Source organism: Microvirga lenta (assembly GCF_020532555.1).
GTDB lineage: Bacteria > Pseudomonadota > Alphaproteobacteria > Rhizobiales > Beijerinckiaceae > Microvirga > Microvirga lenta.
This window is the reverse complement of the sequence record NZ_JAJBBR010000007.1, coordinates 286,525-305,275: the sequence shown is the minus strand read 5'-3', so window position 1 is coordinate 305,275 and position 18,751 is coordinate 286,525. Positions and strand designations below refer to the sequence as shown.

The 18,751-nt window shown below is 67.0% G+C and carries 15 protein-coding genes and 1 pseudogene; 8 read left to right on the top strand and 8 right to left on the bottom strand.

Going from position 1 to position 18,751, the window contains the following annotated elements:
• The 3 genes and pseudogenes from LGR44_RS12775 to LGR44_RS12765 all read left to right on the top strand — a co-directional run.
• Positions 1-647, top strand: a pseudogene (locus LGR44_RS12775) (hypothetical protein); the annotation flags it as partial.
• A 279-nt stretch (positions 648-926) separates the two neighbouring features.
• The gene (locus tag LGR44_RS12770; RefSeq protein ID WP_226741076.1) at positions 927-2,420 is read left to right on the top strand and encodes a DUF2231 domain-containing protein; all 1,494 of its coding nucleotides are present in this window, start codon (positions 927-929) and stop codon (positions 2,418-2,420) included.
• 210 nt (positions 2,421-2,630) lie between these two features.
• Positions 2,631-5,480, top strand: a complete 2,850-nt coding sequence (locus LGR44_RS12765) for an autotransporter domain-containing protein (RefSeq protein WP_226741075.1) — start codon at positions 2,631-2,633, stop codon at positions 5,478-5,480.
• A gap of 48 nt (positions 5,481-5,528) precedes the next feature.
• On the opposite strand, the gene LGR44_RS12760 is transcribed toward LGR44_RS12765, so the two are convergent.
• A complete protein-coding gene (locus tag LGR44_RS12760; protein WP_319004841.1) occupies positions 5,529-6,587 on the bottom strand; it encodes a S8 family serine peptidase in 1,059 nt (352 codons plus the stop codon).
• 474 nt (positions 6,588-7,061) lie between these two features.
• Between LGR44_RS12760 and LGR44_RS12755 the strand changes: the two genes are divergently transcribed.
• The 5 genes from LGR44_RS12755 (at position 7,062) to LGR44_RS12735 (ending at position 10,601) form a co-directional block, all read left to right on the top strand.
• Entirely contained in the window at positions 7,062-7,472 is a 411-nt protein-coding gene (locus LGR44_RS12755; protein ID WP_226741085.1) for a hypothetical protein, read from the top strand.
• A gap of 556 nt (positions 7,473-8,028) precedes the next feature.
• On the top strand, positions 8,029-8,520 hold the full coding sequence (locus tag LGR44_RS12750; protein WP_226741083.1) for an RNA polymerase sigma factor: 492 nt from the start codon (positions 8,029-8,031) through the stop codon (positions 8,518-8,520).
• A gap of 29 nt (positions 8,521-8,549) precedes the next feature.
• Positions 8,550-9,326 carry an anti-sigma factor family protein gene (locus tag LGR44_RS12745; RefSeq protein ID WP_226741074.1) on the top strand — a complete coding sequence of 259 codons (777 nt, stop codon included), beginning with the start codon at positions 8,550-8,552 and terminating at the stop codon, positions 9,324-9,326.
• Positions 9,327-9,405: 79 nt separating this feature from the next.
• On the top strand, positions 9,406-9,774 hold the full coding sequence (locus LGR44_RS12740; protein ID WP_226741073.1) for a DUF1236 domain-containing protein: 369 nt from the start codon (positions 9,406-9,408) through the stop codon (positions 9,772-9,774).
• Between the two features lie 62 nt (positions 9,775-9,836).
• The gene (locus LGR44_RS12735) at positions 9,837-10,601 is read left to right on the top strand and encodes a LuxR C-terminal-related transcriptional regulator (protein ID WP_226741072.1); all 765 of its coding nucleotides are present in this window, start codon (positions 9,837-9,839) and stop codon (positions 10,599-10,601) included.
• A 71-nt stretch (positions 10,602-10,672) separates the two neighbouring features.
• Here LGR44_RS12735 and lpdA read toward each other — a convergent pair whose 3' ends face one another.
• The 7 genes from lpdA to eno form a co-directional block, all read right to left on the bottom strand.
• Positions 10,673-12,109: a dihydrolipoyl dehydrogenase gene (lpdA, locus tag LGR44_RS12730; RefSeq protein ID WP_226741071.1), complete on the bottom strand. Its 1,437-nt coding sequence runs from the start codon at positions 12,107-12,109 to the stop codon at positions 10,673-10,675.
• Positions 12,110-12,231: 122 nt separating this feature from the next.
• Entirely contained in the window at positions 12,232-13,674 is a 1,443-nt protein-coding gene (locus tag LGR44_RS12725; protein ID WP_226741070.1) for a pyruvate dehydrogenase complex dihydrolipoamide acetyltransferase, read from the bottom strand.
• Between the two features lie 85 nt (positions 13,675-13,759).
• On the bottom strand, positions 13,760-14,056 hold the full coding sequence (locus tag LGR44_RS12720; RefSeq protein ID WP_226741069.1) for a DUF5076 domain-containing protein: 297 nt from the start codon (positions 14,054-14,056) through the stop codon (positions 13,760-13,762).
• A gap of 6 nt (positions 14,057-14,062) precedes the next feature.
• A complete protein-coding gene (locus tag LGR44_RS12715) occupies positions 14,063-15,532 on the bottom strand; it encodes a pyruvate dehydrogenase complex E1 component subunit beta (protein ID WP_226741068.1) in 1,470 nt (489 codons plus the stop codon).
• A 70-nt stretch (positions 15,533-15,602) separates the two neighbouring features.
• The gene (gene pdhA, locus LGR44_RS12710) at positions 15,603-16,664 is read right to left on the bottom strand and encodes a pyruvate dehydrogenase (acetyl-transferring) E1 component subunit alpha (RefSeq protein ID WP_226741067.1); all 1,062 of its coding nucleotides are present in this window, start codon (positions 16,662-16,664) and stop codon (positions 15,603-15,605) included.
• A 170-nt stretch (positions 16,665-16,834) separates the two neighbouring features.
• Complete coding sequence (locus LGR44_RS12705; protein ID WP_226741066.1) at positions 16,835-17,149, bottom strand: FtsB family cell division protein; 315 nt, start codon at positions 17,147-17,149, stop codon at positions 16,835-16,837.
• A 238-nt stretch (positions 17,150-17,387) separates the two neighbouring features.
• Complete coding sequence (eno, locus tag LGR44_RS12700; protein WP_226741065.1) at positions 17,388-18,671, bottom strand: phosphopyruvate hydratase; 1,284 nt, start codon at positions 18,669-18,671, stop codon at positions 17,388-17,390.
• Positions 18,672-18,751 lie beyond the last annotated feature (80 nt).

Sequence of the window (18,751 nt, the reverse complement as noted above, 5' to 3'; positions counted from 1 at the left end):
TGTACCGCTCCTCGCCGTCCGGCGGAGAGACCATCGCCTACAACGTGAAATCGCCGGATCTGTCCTACGGCTCCTCCGCCTCCGCCGCCAAGCACGGTGCCCCCACCGACACCGCAACCCCGGCACCTACTCCCGAGGCGGCCCCCTCCCCGACCCCGAGCCTGATCCCTACGCCAAGCCTGATCCCTACGCCGAGCCTGGACCCCGTGCCGGACCTGACCTCCCTCGATGGCAGGACCCTCCTCGGCGATTGGGGCGGTGACAGCATCACCGGCACCTCCCGCAGCGATCAGATCAACGGCAAATACGGCAGCGATTTCCTGTCGGGCGGCGATGGCGGCGATGTCTTCGTCTTCGACACGAGGTTGGACAGAAGGCCGAACGTGGACACGATCCGCGATTTCGACACGGCCGAGGACAAGATCGCTCTGGACGACGCCGTCTTCACGGAGCTCTGGTCCGGACCGCTCGGCGCCGACGTCTTCGCCGTCGGCACCGCAAGCGATCACAACGACCACATCATCTACGATCCTTCCTCCGGCCTCATCTCGTACGACGCCGATGGATCCGGATCCGGCGCCGCCCTGGTCTTCGCCAAGGTGAACCCGGGTCTCGAGCTGACCCACCAGCACTTCTTCGTGATCTGACCGAGCGGCCTGCCCGGTTCCTTTCGCGCTTACGCCTCCAGGGCGCGGGGAGCACGGACCCTCGGTAAAGAAAGCCCCGCACGGATTCCCTTCCGTGCGGGGCTTCCATCCGCCTGGACGGGCGGCTTGCGCCTGCCCCGATCCGACTGCCCATCCGGACATCCTCCAAAAGTACCCGCGGAGCGAGTGAACCGAACGGGACCGGCTCCATTGTCTCGTTAGTGCCTGCCAAGCCTTGCCGCTGGGGCAAGGCCACGGCGTGACGGACGAGGAGGCTCGATGACATCCTACCAGCCTGGCGCGGCGGAGGCCGCTATCGGTCGAATCGAAGCGGCAGAGTGGCTCGACAGCCCTGCTTTCGCCCTCGCCAATGCCGTCGCCCTGCCCCAGCGCCTTGCCGGAACGCCGGGGCGCAGGGCGCGCAATGCCCTGCACGGTACGTGGTTCGGCCACCCCGTCCACCCGATGTTCGTCACCATTCCCATCGGAACCTGGACGCTTGCGCTCGGTCTCGACACGCTGGATGCCATCGGGGTTCGCCCGGACGGGGGCTATGGCAGGGCCGCCGATATTGCGGTCCAGGCCGGAGCCGCAGGCGCCGTCGCCGCGGCGGCGACGGGCCTCGCCGACTGGCAGCAGACCCATGGACGGTCCCGCCGGGTGGGCCTCACCCATGCTCTCATCAACAGCACGGCGCTCGGCCTCCAGCTCACCTCCATCGCCCTGCGCCGGCGCGGTCGCCGCAAGGAGGGACGCCTCGCCACCGCCGCCGCCTGGGGCTTCATGTTCGCGGGCGCCTATCTGGGCGGCCACCTCGTCTACCGCCGGCGACAGGGGGTCGATCAGGCCGACCGCAGCGTGGAGCCACGGGACTTCAAGCCCGTCCTGCGCGCCGCCGAACTGTCGGAGGATCAGCCACGTCGCGTCGAGGTGTGGGACGAGGTGGAGCGCGCACATATTCCCATCGTTCTCGTGCGGCACCGCGGGCGCATCTCCGCCATGGGTGCCCGCTGTTCGCATATGGGTGGCCCCTTGGACGAGGGCTGGATTCTGAACGGCGGCCTGGTCTGCCCCTGGCACGGGTCGCGCTACGATCTCGAGACCGGCCACCCCATGGACGGCCCCTCCACATGCCCGCAGCCTCGCTACGAGGTGCGCGTGCGCGAGGGAGTCATCGAGGTCAAACGGGAGCAGGAGCCCGGCGCGGAGGCGGTGACACCGGACGACATCGAGGAGGCCGCGGAGGCGGACCGCTCAATGGAGACGAGCAGCCCTCTCGGCCGCAAGGCGGATGAGGTTCTCTTCGAACACCATCAGCTCCTGCGCAGCATGTTCCGCCGGATCGAAAACATGTCGCCCGACGATCCGCAGCGGCGCGATCTCCTGCGGGCGCTCGCCTCCGAGCTCGAGATCCACGAGCACATCGAGGACGAGATCTTCTATCCGGCCGTGCGCCCCGTCAGCGAGGACGTATCGGTGGCTTATGCCGAGCACCAGCAATTGGCGGATCTGCTGGCGGCAACGCTGAAACTGCCGACATCGAGCCCGCAATTCGAGGAGCACCTGCGGGCCCTGCACAAGGCGGTCGACCATCACGCTTCGTCGGAGGAGCACTCGATGTTCATCGAAGCGCAGCGCCTGGGCGAGCGCCGCCTGCGCGAACTCGGCCACGCTCTCGAAGCAATGCTCGAAGAACAGCGGACCTCCCGCTTCCAGCGCGCCTTCCGTGAGCTGAAGATCAGCCTTCTGGAAGAAGTCGGGAGGGAGACTTGAGCCTTTCGGGGCCGCCCGGAGGTTACCCTAAAGACTCACGTGTCAGAACCTGGCACTTCGCCAATATAACATTGGCGTTGCCGTAAGGTTACACACCCTGGAAAACGCCCCTTGAGAGCGTCGAACGCTCTGGAATCCTAGGTTTCCGGTCTTAAGACCTGTTCCCGCGAGAACAACAATCGAGTCGCGCGGGAATATTCCGGGGGCAGAATGAGACATCTGAAGCAGGACCTGAACGCCGGCACGAGTCTGGCTCCGCTGGGGCGCAGGGCCGGTGCCCGCTGGATCGCACCCCTCGGTCTCGCGGCTCTTCTGACCGGCGCCGGACTGGCCCCGGCTCAGGCCATCGTTCTCAACGACGTCGATGCGGCACGGGCAGGCGGTATCGACAACTACTACGACCGCAACAACGTGTTGAACAATGTCGTGTCGATCTTTCTGCCCGGGCCAGGCACCTTCTGCACCGGCACGCTGATCAATTCCCGCACGATCCTGACCGCCGCACACTGCGTGGTGAACGGAGAGACCGACAAGATCGATCTCAGGACGACTCCGAACTTCCAGATCCGCTTCGGCGCTATTGCGACCGAAGCCACGGCGCATGACCGGAACGTGAACGGCGTGATTGCCCATCACACGTTCCAACCCAGAGGACACGGAGTCGGGGATATCGCTCTCCTGACTCTCGATGCTCCCGTCACCGCCATCCGGCCGGTCACCCTCGTCGGCGCCACCGATCCCATTCCGCAGAAGGGGGCCCTGGCCGTCATCAGCGGCTACGGCGCCCATGGGACCGGCTCGAACCCGCCGCGCGGTCACTGGAGCGACTACGACGACAAGCGCCGCATCGCGCAGACGAACATCGCGGCCTACGAGGTGGAGGAGCCGTGGGGCGTGCACCCTGTGCTGCTGGCCCAGTTCCGCACCCCGCTCTCCCCCGGAAACCCCGACGTTTTCGGTCTGCACAAGGACGGCATCCGCGTCCCTGCCCTTCAAGGCAGCCCTGGCCCCGGCGATAGCGGCGGTCCTCTCTTCCTGGTCACCGAAGACGGGCTGGTTCAGATCGGCACCGTGATCGGAACCCCGGGCAATCCGGTCACCGGGGACAGCATCCCCGGCTACGGCATCGTCGACGACTGGACCCCGGTGCAGCTCTTCCTCGACTGGATCGCGCAGAACAATCCGCTGCGTCAGGTGGTCTCCTCGGCAGGCTCCTACCGGTGGAGCGACCGCTCCGCCTGGACCGACACCCAGACCGGCGAAGGTGCCCGGCCCGACAATCGCCTCGGCGGATTCCGCAATTTGGGCCAGCCCGGGCGCTATTACGACGTCGTCCTGAACGCCGCCTCCTCGATCACGGTCGATATGAACCCGACGGTCGACGCGGTGACCCTCGATCATGCACAGGCAAGGCTCACCCTGCCCTCCGGTCGTGTGCTCACGACGGTCCTCGGGGCGCGGATCCTTGACGGCACGGCGGAAGTCAACGGCACCCTGAACGCACCCCTCGTCGACCTCTATGGCGGTGCGCTGACCGGTTCCGGCGCCGTCGCTGGCGACCTGCTCAATGCAGCCGGAATCGTGGCGCCGGGCCGCGCCAACGGATTCGGGCGCCTGACCGTCGGCGGCAGCTTCCGACAGCTTCCGGAGGGCGTCCTGCGCCTGAGGATCGACAGCACTGGATCCGACAGCCTGGCTGTTGCGGGCGGAGCCCTCCTGGGCGGAACGCTTGCCCTGGCAGGATCGAGCGGCGGCGTCGATACCGGCCGCGACTACACCCTCGTCACGGCGACCGGGGACGTGACGGGCCGCTTTGCCCGCGTGACGCCCACCTTCGTCTTCTTCGATTCCGCTCTCGTCTACAGGCCCGATCAGGTGAGCGTTTCGTTCGCCCGCAACGACAAGCCTTTCACGGCAGTCGCAGCGGATGCCAACGACACCGCCGTGGCCGTGGCGCTCGCCGGCCTCGATGCCGGAAACCCGCTCTACCGCGCTTTCCTCAACAGCACCTCGGCGGTCGATGCGCAGGTCGCCCTCGACCTCTTGGCCGGAGAGGCTAACGCCTCCGCCGTCACCACCGCGTACGGCGATGCGTCCCACGTGAAGGAGGCGATCCTCAACCGCCTGCGCACGCCCTTCGCGGCGCCGGCCGCAACCGTTCCCGCGGCCTTCGCGGCCGACCGGCCAGGAGTGGCGCCGCATATGGCTCCCATGCCCTACCCGACCCTCGACCCGCGCCGCTTCGCGCTCTGGGGCCAGGGCTTCGGCGCCTGGGGCAATGCCCGTGCCACCGCTCAGGCGGCAGGTTTCGACACGACCACGGGCGGCTTCATCGTCGGTGCCGAGACGACGCCGGATGTCGGATACCGCATCGGCATCGCCGGCGGCTTCACCCGCACGACATTCGATATCGCCGCGCGGTCCGCGGACGGCACGAACGAGAGCGTCTTCGGCGCGATTTATGGCGCCGCCGACTGGGGCGCCCTCTCGCTCCGCATCGGCGCATCCTATGCCGGTCACGACATCGACGTCACACGGCGGATCTCCTTTCCGGGCTTCGCCGACCAGGCCGGCGCCTCCTACGGCGGCTCCACGGCGCAGGTCTTCGGCGAGATCGGATATCGCCTGAACGTGGCGGGCATCGCGGTCGAACCGTTCCTCGGCGCGTCGATCCTGCGGATGAACACGGACGGGTTTGCCGAAACCGGCGGAGCGGCGGCACTGACCGGCGCGAGCCGAAGCCACGAACTCGGGACGACCACCCTGGGCGTGCGCGCCGAAGCGGCGGTAAGCCCTGAGCTGCCGCTGACCCTTCACGGAACCATCGGCTGGCGCCATGCCTATGGCGATGTGGAGCCGGGCGCGCTCCTGACCTTCCGGGGGGGCGATGTGCCGTTCGTCGCGAGCGGCATGCCGGTAGACCGCAACGCCCTCGTGGCCGAAGCCGGGCTGGGCTGGAAGGCATCGGAGGCGATCAACCTCGAAGTGGGCTATCAGGGCCAGATCGGCGCCCGTAACCAGGAGCACGCCGTCAAGGGCAATTTCACCTGGAAATTCTGAGGTCTGCCCCTGTCGGCTCCGGCGGCATGAGCCGCCGGAGAAGGCCCGTCACGGTTCCGCCTTGAGCTGGGTTCGGAGCCATGTGTCCCCGGGCTTTTCGTAGAATGTCGCGACCGCAGGCGGATCGGCCGGAGGCGCGCAAAGGCCCGCCATCTGCACCAAACCGTAGCCGAAGGTCGCGTCGCGCCCGGGTGCACCGAGATCCTGGGCGGCCCGCTCCAGCTTGGCCTGCAGGTCCTCGATCGTCATTCCCGGATGGGAGGCGAGCGCGAGGGCGGCCGCCGCGGACACGAAGGGCACGGCATAGGACGTTCCGCTCTTCGGAGCGCCGGGTGCTGCGGAACCGGCCGCAAGGATTTCGACGCCGGGAGCAGCAAGGTCGATATAGGGGCCGCGCGTGGCCCGGCGGTAGATGTTGAGCTTGCGATCCACCGCCGTCACGGCGATCACGCCCGGATAGGCCGCGGGATAGGACGGCTCGGCCCCTGCGCCGCCGTTGCCCGCGGCGGCCACGAGAACGATGCCCTTCGCGCGAGCAGCCTCGACCGCCCTCTTGAGAACCTCGTTCCGCGGACCCGACAGGCTGAGATTGATGATCCGGACCTCCCGATCCGCCAGGGCCTCGATAGCCGCCACCAGCGACACCACGTCTGCCCGGTCCGCCACGCCGCGTTCCTTGTGGAATGCATCCACTGCCAGAACCCTGGCCTGCGGAATGAGCCCCGGCGTCCGGCTGCCGGCGCGTCCGACGAGGAGCGCCGCAATCGCGGTGCCGTGGTCACGCGAGGACTTGTCTGAACGGCTGCCCGGCCGGTCCAGAATTTCGATGGCCTGCCCTTTCAGGGCTTCATGGTCCACATCGATGGCGGTGTCGATCAGTCCGACGAGGGGCATTGCGGCTCCGCACCGGCCCACCTGCGGCTGCGCCCAACCGACGAGCCGGGCGGCCTCGCAATTGGGCCCGATGCAGTCTGCGGCGGCTCCGTCCGGATAGTAGTAGGCATCGAGATCCGCCGATGCCTGCACATTGACCCGCTGCACCGCCCGGCGAGCCTGTGCGAGAGACATGCCCCGGGGCAACTGCAGCCGGACGACCTGCGGGGCCATGACGCCGCGTGTGCGTGACGAGATCCGGAAGCCGGACGCCGTCAGCCTGCCGAGATCGGAGCCGGAGAGGCCGAGGGCGACGATCGAGCGCGGAGCATGGCGAGGCTTGGCCTCGGCCGCGCCGTTCCGTGCCGTGTCATCAGCCGCAGCGCGGGATGTCTCCTGTCCCCGCCCGATCTGCCTCGGCCCGCCTCCCGCCCGCGGCGTCGGCCGGATTGCGGCCGGCGATGCTTGGCGATTGCTGCGCTTCGAGGTGCCGGGTTGTTGCTGGTCCCGTCTCGCGGGAACGGAGATTCTGCCTGGATTGGCTACGGCCGGGCGTTGACCGCCGGAGACCGGCCGTCCAATGCCGACCGGGGCACCGGGAGTGCCGTTTCGCGTCGCGACGTCATTCGGAAAGGCGCCGCTCCCCCAACCGCCCGCAGGACCGGCAGTTTCTCCGCGAGATCCGGCGAGCCCCCCGCCGAAGCCTCCTTGGCCACTGTTCCCGAGGCTTCCGCCGGCATTGCCGTAGCCGCCTCCGCCCTGCCCGCCTCCGTTGCCGTGGCCGCCCTGATTTCCATGGCCGCCACCTGCGGCGTTGCCGCCTTGGCCGTTTCCGCCGCCACGACCGCCACCGTTTCCGCTGTTCCCGGCGCCGCCGTTTCCTCCTCCAGGGCTGCCGTTTCCGTTCCCGGCATTTCCATTACCATTACCGCCGGCATTGCCGCCGTTGGCGCTGCCGCCTGCATTTCCTCCCGGGCTGCCGTTGCCTCCGGCATTGCCGCTGTTCCCGTTCCCGCCAGCGTTTCCATTCCCGCCAGCATTCCCGTTCCCCCCGGAATTTCCGTTCCCGCCGCCGTTTCCATTGCCACCGGCACTTCCGCCGTGGCCGTTTCCACCTGAATTGCCGCTATTGCCGTTTCCGTTACCGCCGCCATTGCCGTCGGCTCCTCCGGAGTTGCCACCGTTGCCACCGCCGTTACCGCCGCCATTTCCCGGTCCGGCCAAAGCGGCAGGATTCTTGAGGTGGAGCCCAGGCTCCGGACCTGCCTTGAGCCGGATCTCGAGAGGAAGCGCCGCGACAGCCAAGGCCGCTACGATCGGAAGGTGTCGCCACCAGCACGTCATGAGTTCTTCCTTGCGGCTTGCACGTCGGTGCCGTGGCGCCGAGAACCAGTCGGATACGCAGGACTACCGCTTCGAATGCCCGATCCCTTCGGGACGACCGACGAGTTCCATCGGACGCTTCGATGTTACGCCCCCGTGGCCAGGCGAGACACCTTGTGGATCGGCACGAAACCGAGACTACTCCGATTTCGCAGGCATGTGTAACCCCCGCACGCTCCGATGCGCCTCACGGGAGGAAATCACCCCGCCCGGAGGCGGCGCACGCGAGACGGAATGGAATAAAATCGAAGGCTGCCCCGTTGTTCTACCGATCGGGCGATGCGGAGCAGAGATGCCAGCGGCCATAGGACAGGAACTTGTGGCACTTCTGCCGCGGCTGAGGCGCTTTGCGCTCGTGCTGTGCCGGTCGCCGTCGCTCGCCGATGACCTTGTCCAAGGCGCATGCGAGCGGGCGCTTGCAAATGCCGACACCTGGGAGCCGGGGACTCGCTTCGACGCCTGGGTGTTTCGCATTCTCCGCAACCACTGGATCGACCAGCTGAGACGTTCGAAGGCTGAAGGCATGACAGAAGACGTGACCGAGCAGAAGCAGATCATAGGCGATTCCGGCGAGGGGCCGGTCCTGAGCAGGCTGCTCCTGGCCGAAGTCCAGCGCGCCATCGACGCGATGCCGCAGGAGCAGCGGGAAGTGCTGGTTCTCGTGTGCGTCGAGGAGCTGGCCTATCGCGAGGCCGCCGAGGTGCTGGGCGTCCCGATCGGGACCGTCATGAGTCGGCTGGCGCGGGCTCGCAAGCGACTTGTTGAAATGACAGAGGCCGCCTGAGGGCCGCTGCCGCCGCGGAGTACCAACCCATGTCACAGCTCCATCTCAGCGACGAGATCCTGATGGCCTTCGCCGACGGCGAACTCGACGCGCCGATGGCCGCCGCGGTCGAACAGGCCATGCTGACCGATCCCACGGTCACGAAGCGTGTGGCCGATTTTCTGCGAAGCCGCAGTCTCACACGCTCGGCCTTGCTCCGGGAGGAGGCTCTCGAAGTTCCCGCCGAGCTGCAGGCTGCGGTCGAGGCCAGGATAAAGGAGTACGAGACCCGGGAGGCAGGGCCAGGGGCGCTTGAGACGAGCAAAGGGGCGTCGGCCGCACCCGCGAGGAGGTGGCGGCTCGGCGGGCTGGCTCTGGCGGCGGGTCTCGCCGCGCTTGCCGTGGCGGGTGCGGGCTATCTCGCGGGACGGCAGGACACGCCTCCCCCCGCGGGCGGCCTCATGGCCCAGCTGGAAAGCCCTTCGGTCCGGGACGCCCTCAGCCGGACCCCTTCCGGACAGGAAGCGGAAGTGGCGGCAGGGCGGGTGCGCATCATCTCCACCTACCGGTTGGCGGACGGGTCGGTTTGCCGCGAGTTCCGCCTGCACTCCACCCTCGGCACGGCCGACGCGCTCGCCTGCCGAGGTGCCGGCTGGACCGTCAATTTCGCCCTGGCCAGCCCCGGGACGGATTCCGGCTATCAGCCGAGCGGCGCAACAGACCTGATCGATGCCCATCTGCAGAATCTCGGTGCCGGGGAGCCCCTGCTGGACTCCGCCGAGGTGCAGGCGCTCGAAGGCGCTCCCCGGCCTCCGGCTTCGCCCTGAGACGAAATTCGAACGTGCCTGGAATAAGCCGCCGGTCCGATCCGTTCTTGTTCTGCCTGGCTGGCGGAAGAGGTAGAGGATGCGATCGCCGTTGCTTCTGGGGGTCACCGTGTTCTGCGCAGGGTCCGTCGCGACCTTCGAGCCCGCGCGCACCACCGCCGAGCCTCCCGGTCAGGAAACGGTCGAGTTGTCGACGGGCAGCCTCGGCGGAGCCACCGATACCGCTCGCATGATCATGGCGGAGCTCTCCTCCGACGAGATGCCGGTTCCTCCGGGATATCTGCCGTCCAGCCGGATCGACGGCCGGATCGCGGCAGGGGAAATCCTGCCGGATTCGGTCCGGCTGCATTTCATCCCCAAACATGAAACCTACCGCTACGCGGTCGTGAACGATCGCTGGGTCATCGTCGACGCTGCGTCGCGCAGGATCGTCTACATCATTCGGTAGCACCGAGGAGGCACGGGACGGAACCAACTGAGTTTTCCAGCACCTCAAGCGAAGGCAGGACCATGTTGATCGACCAAGCCTACCGAACTCAAACCGCTCCGTCGGGTGACGGCACACCGCAGGTGACGACCATCCGAATCTGCACGAATCCGCTCTTGAGCGTCGGCCTGGAGCAACTGCTCTCCGGCACCCGGTTCGCGGTCTGGGAGGACGCGCTCCGCGACACCGCCGACCTGCCGCGCCTTTCCAGCGGCGCGCCCGTTCTCTTCATCGTCGATGGAAAGCGCCCCTCCGACACCCTGGCCGCCATGATCCGCGACCTCAAGGCCCAGCGGCCCGCGGCCCGGGTCGTGGTGCTGGCGGACAGCTTCGACTTCGGCCCGATGGTGGCTGCCTGGACGGCGGGTGCGGACGGCTTCTGCCTGACGACCGTGAGCCGCGATGTGCTCATTCAATCCATCGAGCTGGTGATGCTCGGAGAGACGGTCGTCCCGTCGTCCTGGATCCGGTCGGTCCTGGGCGAGAAGCCGGAATACTCTTCTGCGGATCACGCCGCCCAGGACGGCGCCGGAAACGGACGGGCCCCCGACCCGCGAAGCCACAAGCTGTCCCATCGGGAGGTCGAGATCCTGGACTGCCTGAAGGAGGGGGCGCCCAACAAGGTCATCGCCCGAAAACTCAACCTCGCGGAAGCGACCGTGAAGGTCCACCTCAAGGCGATTCTGAGAAAGATCGGCGTCGGCAACCGCACCCAGGCCGCCATCTGGGCGCAGGACCACCTGCCGGCAAGGGCAGCACCGGAGTGCGTGGCCGACTGCATCCATTGAGAGTGCCTGGCGGCAATGCCACGACCATGGACGGAGGCTCATGGCGGGGTTCGCCGCCATGAGGCAGCGGATCAGATATGGATCGCCCGCCCGTAGGCGTCCATGACGCTCTCGTGCATCATCTCGGACAGGGTCGGGTGCGGGAAGACGGCGTGGATCAGCTCCTCCTCGGTCGTCTCCAGGTTCATGGCGATCACGAAGCCCTGGATCAGCTCGGTCACCTCCGCGCCGATCATGTGCGCGCCGAGCAGCTGCCCGGTCTTCTTGTCGAAAATGGTCTTCACCAGGCCGTCCGGCTCGCCCAGGGCAATCGCCTTGCCGTTGCCCACGAAGGGGAAGCGGCCGACGCGGATGTCGTAGCCCTGCTCCTTCGCCTTGGCCTCGGTGAGCCCGACGGAAGCGATCTGCGGGTGGCAGTAGGTGCAGCCCGGGATCTTGCCCTTGTCCATCGGGTGGGTGTGCATTCCCTTGATGGTCTCGACGCAGATGACGCCCTCGTGCTCGGCCTTGTGCGCCAGCATGGGCGGGCCGGCCACGTCGCCGATGGCATAGATGCCGGGCACGTTGGTGCGGCCGAGCCCGTCGGTCACGACAGTCCCGCGGTCGATCTTCACCCCGAGCTTTTCAAGGCCCAGGTTCTCGATGTTGCCGACGACGCCCACCGCCGAGATCATCCGCTCGGCCTGGATCGTCTGCACGCTCTTTCCATCGTCGATGGTGGCGGAAACGCCGTTCGGGCCCTTCTCGACCTTCGTCACCTTTGTGCCGGTGAAGATCTTGATGCCCTGCTTCTCGAAGCGCTTGCGGGCGAGGCCCGCGATCTCGGCATCCTCCACGGGGAGGATCTGCGGCATCACCTCGACCACGGTCACGTCCACACCCATGGTGCGGTAGAACGAGGCGAACTCGATGCCGATGGCGCCCGAGCCCATGACGATGAGCGATTTCGGCATGGCGGGCGGCACCATGGCCTCGAAATAGGTCCAGATCAGCTTGCCGTCCGGCTCGATGCCGGGCAACACGCGCGGGCGCGCGCCCGTCGCCACGATGATGTGCTTGGCCGAATAGGTGCCCGGTCCCAGCGCGCCTTTCGGCGCGGGGTGCTGCGGCTGCATGGCGGGCTTCTTCGTGGCCGAAACCACGACCTCGCCGGGCTTGGAGATGGCGGCCTCGCCGAAGATCACATCGACCTTGTTCTTCTTGAGCAGCATGCCGACACCGCCGTTGAGACGGCCCGAAACGCCGCGCGAGCGCTGCACGATGGCGCCCGCGTCGAAGCCGATCCCTTGCGCGGAGAGGCCGTAATCCTTGGCGTGCTGCATGTAGTGGTAGATCTCGGCCGAGCGCAGCAGCGCCTTGGTCGGAATGCAGCCCCAGTTGAGGCAGATGCCGCCCAGGTGCTCGCGCTCCACGACGGCGGTCTTGAACCCGAGCTGCGCGGCCCGGATCGCCGCCACATAGCCGCCCGGCCCGCCGCCGATGACGATGATGTCGTATTGGTCTGCCATGGTGTCCCCACTCGTCATCCCGGCCGAGCAGAGCGAGAGCCGGGATCGCTATTAGGAAAGGCGCCGATCTGATCTTGCGATCCCGGCTCTGCGCTGACGCTCCGGCCGGGATGACACACTCATTAAACCAGCATTCCCATCGGGTTCTCGATGAGCTGCCTGAAGGCTGCGAGAAGCTCGGCGCCGAGCGCGCCGTCGACCACGCGGTGGTCGCAGGAGAGCGTCACGGTCATGGCCTGGATGACGGTGGGCTGGCCGTTCTTCACCACGACCCGCTGCTCGCCTGCGCCCACTGCCAGGATCGTGCCCTGCGGCGGGTTGATGACGGCCTGGAAGTTCTTGATGCCGAACATGCCGAGATTCGAGACCGCCGTGGAGCCGCCCTGGTATTCCTCGGGCTTGAGGCGGCGGTTGCGGGCGCGGCCCGCCATGTCCTTCACCTCGGCCGAGATGGCGGTGAGCGTCTTCTGCTCGGCCTTGCGCACGACCGGGGTGAACAGGCCGCCTTCGATGGCGACGGCGACGCCCACATCGGAGTGCTTCATCTTGAGGATGCGGTCCTCGGCCCAGACCGCGTTGGCGGCGGGCACGCGCTGGAGCGCGATGGCCAGGGCCTTGATGACGAAGTCGTTGACCGAGAGCTTGTAGGCGGGCTTGCCGTCCTTGTCCTTGCCGGCCGCGGCATTGATCTGCTCGCGCAGTGCCATGAGCGCGTCGAGCTCGCAGTCGAGCGACAGGTAGAAGTGCGGCACGGTCTGCTTGGATTCGACCAGGCGCTTGGCGATGGTCTTGCGCATGCCGTCGAGGGGAACCTCCTCGTAGGTGCCGGCCTCGAACATCGCCTTGACCTGATCGGCCGAGGCGCTGGGCGCCATGACGGGAGGCTGCGCGGCGGCCTTCGCGGCGGGAGCAGGCGCGCCCGGAGCGGCAGCGGCAGCGGCGGGCTTGGCGCCTCCGCCCGCCATGGCGGCGCGAACGTCCTTCTCGACCACGCGGCCATGGGGGCCGGAGCCCTGGATCGATGCGAGGTCGATGCCGGCCTCCTTGGCGATCCGCTTGGCGAGCGGCGAGGCGAAGACGCGGTTGCCCGCCTGCGCCTGCCCTGCCCCGTTGGGCTTCGCTCCGCCTTGCGCCTGAGCCGGACCGCTCGGCGCCTGATCGACGCGGGCATAGGACATGTGGGCGGATTGGTCGCCGGGAATGGTGTTGGCCTGCGGCTGCGGCGCTGCGGCGGGAGCCGCCGGGGCGGGCTGCTGGGCCTGCGGAGCCGGAGCGGAGGCGCTACCGCCCTCCGCGGGGGCCTGGACGCTCTTCGGGTCCTCGCCTTCGCCCGCGATGAGCGCGATGAGCTGGTTGACCGGCACGTCGGCGGTGCCTTCGGGCACGAGGATCTTCGCGAGGATGCCCTCGTCGACGGCCTCCACCTCCATGGTGGCCTTGTCGGTTTCGATCTCGGCGATCACGTCGCCGGACTTCACCGTGTCGCCTTCCTTCTTCAACCACTTGGCGAGGTTGCCCTTCTCCATCGTCGGAGACAGGGCAGGCATCAGGATATTGATGGGCATGGCGTTTTCGATCCTGATCGAGAGTTAGAATTCTGGTTGTCGCATTCCCGCATCGGAAAACCGGTATCCGCTTTCCGGAAAATGCTCAGTTGATGGCCTGCGTGGAGCCGGGATCGCTCGGGTCGTCCAGCTCCGCCTGGATGCCGGCGCTGATCTCGGCCATGGCCTCTTCCTCGGAGAAATCGGTTTCCATGGCGTAGACGCGCGCGGCGTGGCGGGCGAGGTCGACGAGAAGCACACCCCAGGTGAACGGATCGTCGAAGGCGCGGCGCAGCGCGACGCTGACCGCGCCATCGACCACCGAAGCCCGCAGGATCTCGATGCCGCCCTTCTCCAGGACGTCAGGGGGAACGTTGAGGGCTTCGAATTTCCGTTCAGTCATATGATGTTACCTGTAGCAAACGGCCTTGGCGGCCTGGACGACCTCCGCGACGCTGGGCAGCGCCAGCTTCTCGAGGTTCGCCGCGTACGGCATCGGCACGTCCTTGCCGGTGACGCGGGCGACCGGCGCGTCGAGGTAGTCGAACGCGTTCTCCATGATGCGCATGGCGATTTCGGCGCCGACGCCGGATTGCGGGAAACCCTCCTCCACGGTCACGCAGCGGCCGGTCTTCATGACCGAGGCCACGATGGTGTCCGTGTCCATGGGGCGGATGGTGCGCAGGTCGATCACCTCGGCCTGGATGCCTTCCTTTTCGAGCTCCTGCGCGGCCTTGAGCGCATAGGTCATGCCGATCGAGAAGGACACGATGGTCACGTCCTTGCCCTCGCGGTGGATGCGCGCCTTTCCGATCGGCACCGTGAAGTCGTCGAGCTTCGGCACCGGGAAGGACTGACCGTAGAGGATCTCGTTCTCGAGGAAGATGATCGGGTTCGGGTCGCGGATGGCGCTCTTGAGCAGGCCCTTCGCATCGGAGGCCGTGTAGGGTGCGATGACCTTCAGGCCCGGGACGTTGGAGTACCAGGCCGAGAAGTCCTGGCTGTGCTGCGCCGCCACGCGGGCCGCGGCGCCGTTGGGGCCGCGGAACACGATGGGCGCGCCGAGCTGGCCGCCGGACATGTAGAGCGTCTTGGCCGCCGAGTTGATGATCTGGTCGATCGCCTGCATGGCGAAGTTGAAGGTCATGAACTCGACGATGGGACGCAGGCCCGTGAAGGCCGCGCCGACGCCGACGCCGGCGAAGCCGTGCTCGGTGATCGGCGTGTCGACGACGCGCTTGGCGCCGAATTCCTGCAGCAGCCCCTGGGTGACCTTGTAGGCACCCTGATACTCGGCCACCTCTTCGCCCATGACGAAGACGTTTTCGTCCTTGCGCATCTCCTCGGCCATGGCGTCGCGAAGGGCTTCGCGGACGGTCATGGTGACCATCTCGGTGCCTTCGGGAATTTCCGCCATGGCGTCGTGGGAGGTGCGGCTCTGGATGATGTAGGGCGTGGCGGGCTCGGCGACGGGACGGTCCGAATCCGTGCGGGCGTCGGGCGCCGGCCGGTCGGCCATGCCTTCGGCCTGCATGTCCGGAACGGGAGCCTGCTGCGGAGCGCTCGGCCCGGGCGCGGGCGGGGCCTCGCCTCCCCCTTGCGCCGGCGCTCTCGAGGCCGCAGCGGACACGTCCTCGCCCTCGCCCGCGAGAACCGCGATGGGGGTGTTCACGGCCACGTTGTCCGTGCCGTCGGTGACCAGGATCTTGGCGAGGACGCCCTCGTCGATCGCCTCGACCTCCATGGTCGCCTTGTCGGTTTCGATTTCGGCCAGCACGTCGCCCGGCTTGACCTTGTCGCCTTCTTTTTTCAGCCATTTGGCCAGTTTGCCCTGCTCCATCGTCGGGGAGAGGGCCGGCATGAGAATATCGATCGCCATGGAAGACTCGTGTTCTTTGTCGCTGCGGCGAAAAGGGGGGAGCGGCGCGACAAGCGCCGCTTGGAGCTGATTAGAGCAGGATGTCCGTGTAGAGCTCCGACGGATCGGGCTCCGGATCGTGCGTGGCGAACTCGGCGGCCGCGTTCACGATCTCGCGCACCTGGCTGTCGATGGCTTTCAGCTCGTCTTCGGACAGCTTCCAGCTCTCCAGGAGACGGCGGCGCACCTGCTCGATCGGATCGAACTCCTCGCGCATACGGGTCACCTCGTCCTTCGTGCGGTATTTCGCCGGGTCGGACATGGAATGGCCGCGATAGCGGTAGGTCTGCATTTCGAGGATGTAGGGCCCCTTGCCGGAGCGGGCATGCTCGATGGCGCGCTGACCGGCGGCGTAGACCGCGCGGACATCCATGCCGTCCACCTGCTCGCCGGGGATGCCGAAGGACAAGCCGCGCTTCGAGAAGTCCGTCTGCGCCGAAGCGCGGTTGACGGACGTGCCCATGGCGTAGCGGTTGTTCTCGATCACGTACACGACCGGCAGCTTCCAGAGCGCCGCCATGTTGAAGCTCTCGTAGACCTGGCCCTGGTTGGCCGCGCCGTCGCCGAAATAGGTCAGGCAGACATTGCCGTTCTCGCGGTAGTGGTTCGCGAAGGCGATGCCGGTGCCCAGCGACACCTGCGCGCCGACGATGCCGTGGCCGCCATAGAAATGCTTCTCCTTGGAGAACATGTGCATGGAGCCGCCCTTGCCCTTCGACAGGCCGCCGCGGCGTCCGGTCAACTCGGCCATGACGCCCTTGGGGTCCATGCCGCAGGCGAGCATGTGGCCATGATCGCGGTAACCGGTGATGACCTGGTCGCCCTCGCGGGTCGCCATCTGCATGCCGACCACGACCGCTTCCTGGCCGATATACAGGTGGCAGAAGCCCCCGATGAGGCCCATGCCGTACATCTGTCCGGACTTCTCCTCGAAGCGCCGGATCAGGAGCATGTCATTGTAGGCCGAGAGGTCCTGGTCCTGGTCGAATTGTGGGGTGTTAGGGGCGGCTTTTCGTGCCGTGCCTTTGTTGGGAGTGGTCTTGTTAGCCGCGCCAGAAGCAGCGCGACCGGCCTTGCGAGCAGCAACAGCCATCGGGTCCTCCGAAGGGTTTCCTCGACGAAAGTTGTAGCGCAGTCGATACCGGAAAGCGAGAGGGACCGAAGAGTGATTCAATACTACAGTAAATCGGCTAACTATATGACAGACCGGGAATTTTTTAGATAAACTCGAATCCAGTTAACTGGAAAATTCGGGATAAACCGCTAAGGGCCGGTGATGATGACGAGATCGTTGCGGTGCACACGTCCCAGCATGACCCGGGCCCGCTCCTCCAGCAGGTCGCGGTCGATCTGGTCGCTGCGCAGCAGGGCGATGCGGCGCTCCCAGTCGGCCCGCTCGGTCTTGACCGCGTCGAGTTCCCGCGTGAGCTCCTCGGCCTGCGCCTCGTACTGCTGCCGTGCCTCGATGCCTCGGGCGCCGCTATGGGCATGGTGGACGAAGTAGCCGACCACGGCCGCTGCGATGCTGTAGAGCACCAGCGGGATCAGAATTCGTCTTGCGCGCCTGCGAATGACCATGGGGGAAGCCTTGCCCGATCAGGGACGGTGACCGGAGAGGAATCCTTACACCGCTATGGTTAAGGAGGAGTTGAGAGCCACCCTGAACCGATGAGGCTCGGCCCCGCCAGGGCGGATCGAACGACCTGCGCTCTCGCGACTTCGGCATGAGGGAGCCGGCAAGGCTGCAAGCAGTCTCGCCAAAAGAAAAGGGCCGCCTCCGGTGGCGGCCCTTCCCCAAGGAATCTCAGGCTCGGTTTCAGGCCAGCGCCTTCAGCGCGGCCCGGCCGGCATAGCGCGCCTGCGAGCCCAGCTCCTCCTCGATGCGGATGAGCTGGTTGTACTTGGCGAGCCGGTCGGAGCGGGCGAGCGAGCCGGTCTTGATCTGCCCGCAATTGGTGGCGACCGCGAGGTCGGCGATGGTGGAATCCTCCGTCTCGCCGGAGCGGTGGGACATGACGGCCGTGTAGCCGGCGCGATGAGCCATGTCGACGGCCGCCAGCGTCTCGGTCAGGGAGCCGATCTGGTTGACCTTCACCAGCAGCGAGTTCGCGATGCCCTTCTGGATGCCTTCCGACAGGCGGTTCACGTTTGTGACGAAGAGATCGTCGCCCACGAGCTGGCACTTGGACCCGATGAGGTCGGTCACGGCCTTCCAGCCCTCCCAGTCGTCCTCGGACATGCCGTCCTCGATGGTGGCGATGGGATAGGCGGCGACGAGCTTGGCGAGGTACTCGGCCTGCTGCTGCGGGTTGAGCTTGCGGCCGTCGCCCTCGTAAACATACGCACCGTTCTTGAAGAACTCCGTCGCGGCGCAGTCCAGGCCGATGACGATGTCCTGTCCCGGCTTGTAGCCGGCCTGCTCGATGGACTTCATGATGAAGTCGAGGGCCGCCTCGGCGGTCGGCAGGTTCGGCGCGAAGCCGCCCTCGTCGCCCACATTGGTGTTGTGGCCGGCGTCCTTCAGGGCCTTCTTCAGGGTGTGGAAGATCTCGGAGCCCATGCGGACCGCCTCGGAAAGCGTCGGCGCGCCCACGGGCATGACCATGAACTCCTGGAAGTCGATGGGGTTGTCCGCGTGGGCGCCGCCATTGATGATGTTCATCATCGGCACCGGCAGGACGCGCGCCTGCGTGCCGCCCACGTAGCGGTAGAGCGGCAGGGCCGAGGCGTCGGCCGCAGCCTTCGCCACCGCCAGGGACACGCCGAGGATGGCGTTTGCGCCGAGGCGGGACTTGTTCGGGGTGCCGTCGAGCTCGAGCATCGTCTCGTCGATGGCGATCTGTTCCTCGGCGTCCATGCCGCCGATGGCGTCGAGGATCTCGCTGTTCACCGCCTCGATGGCCTTCAGCACGCCCTTGCCGAGATACTTGGACTTGTCGCCGTCGCGCAGTTCCACCGCCTCATGGGCGCCGGTGGAGGCTCCCGAGGGAACGGCGGCGCGGCCCAGGGAGCCGTCTTCCAGGGTCACATCCACCTCGACGGTGGGGTTGCCCCGGCTGTCGAGGATCTGGCGAGCGTGAACGTCGATGATCGCGGTCATGAAACGGGCTCCTGAAGGCTGCGAGGCGGGAAGGTGCGGCCTCACGTCATGAAGTGGCTTATTGACCGAAAACCGGAGGT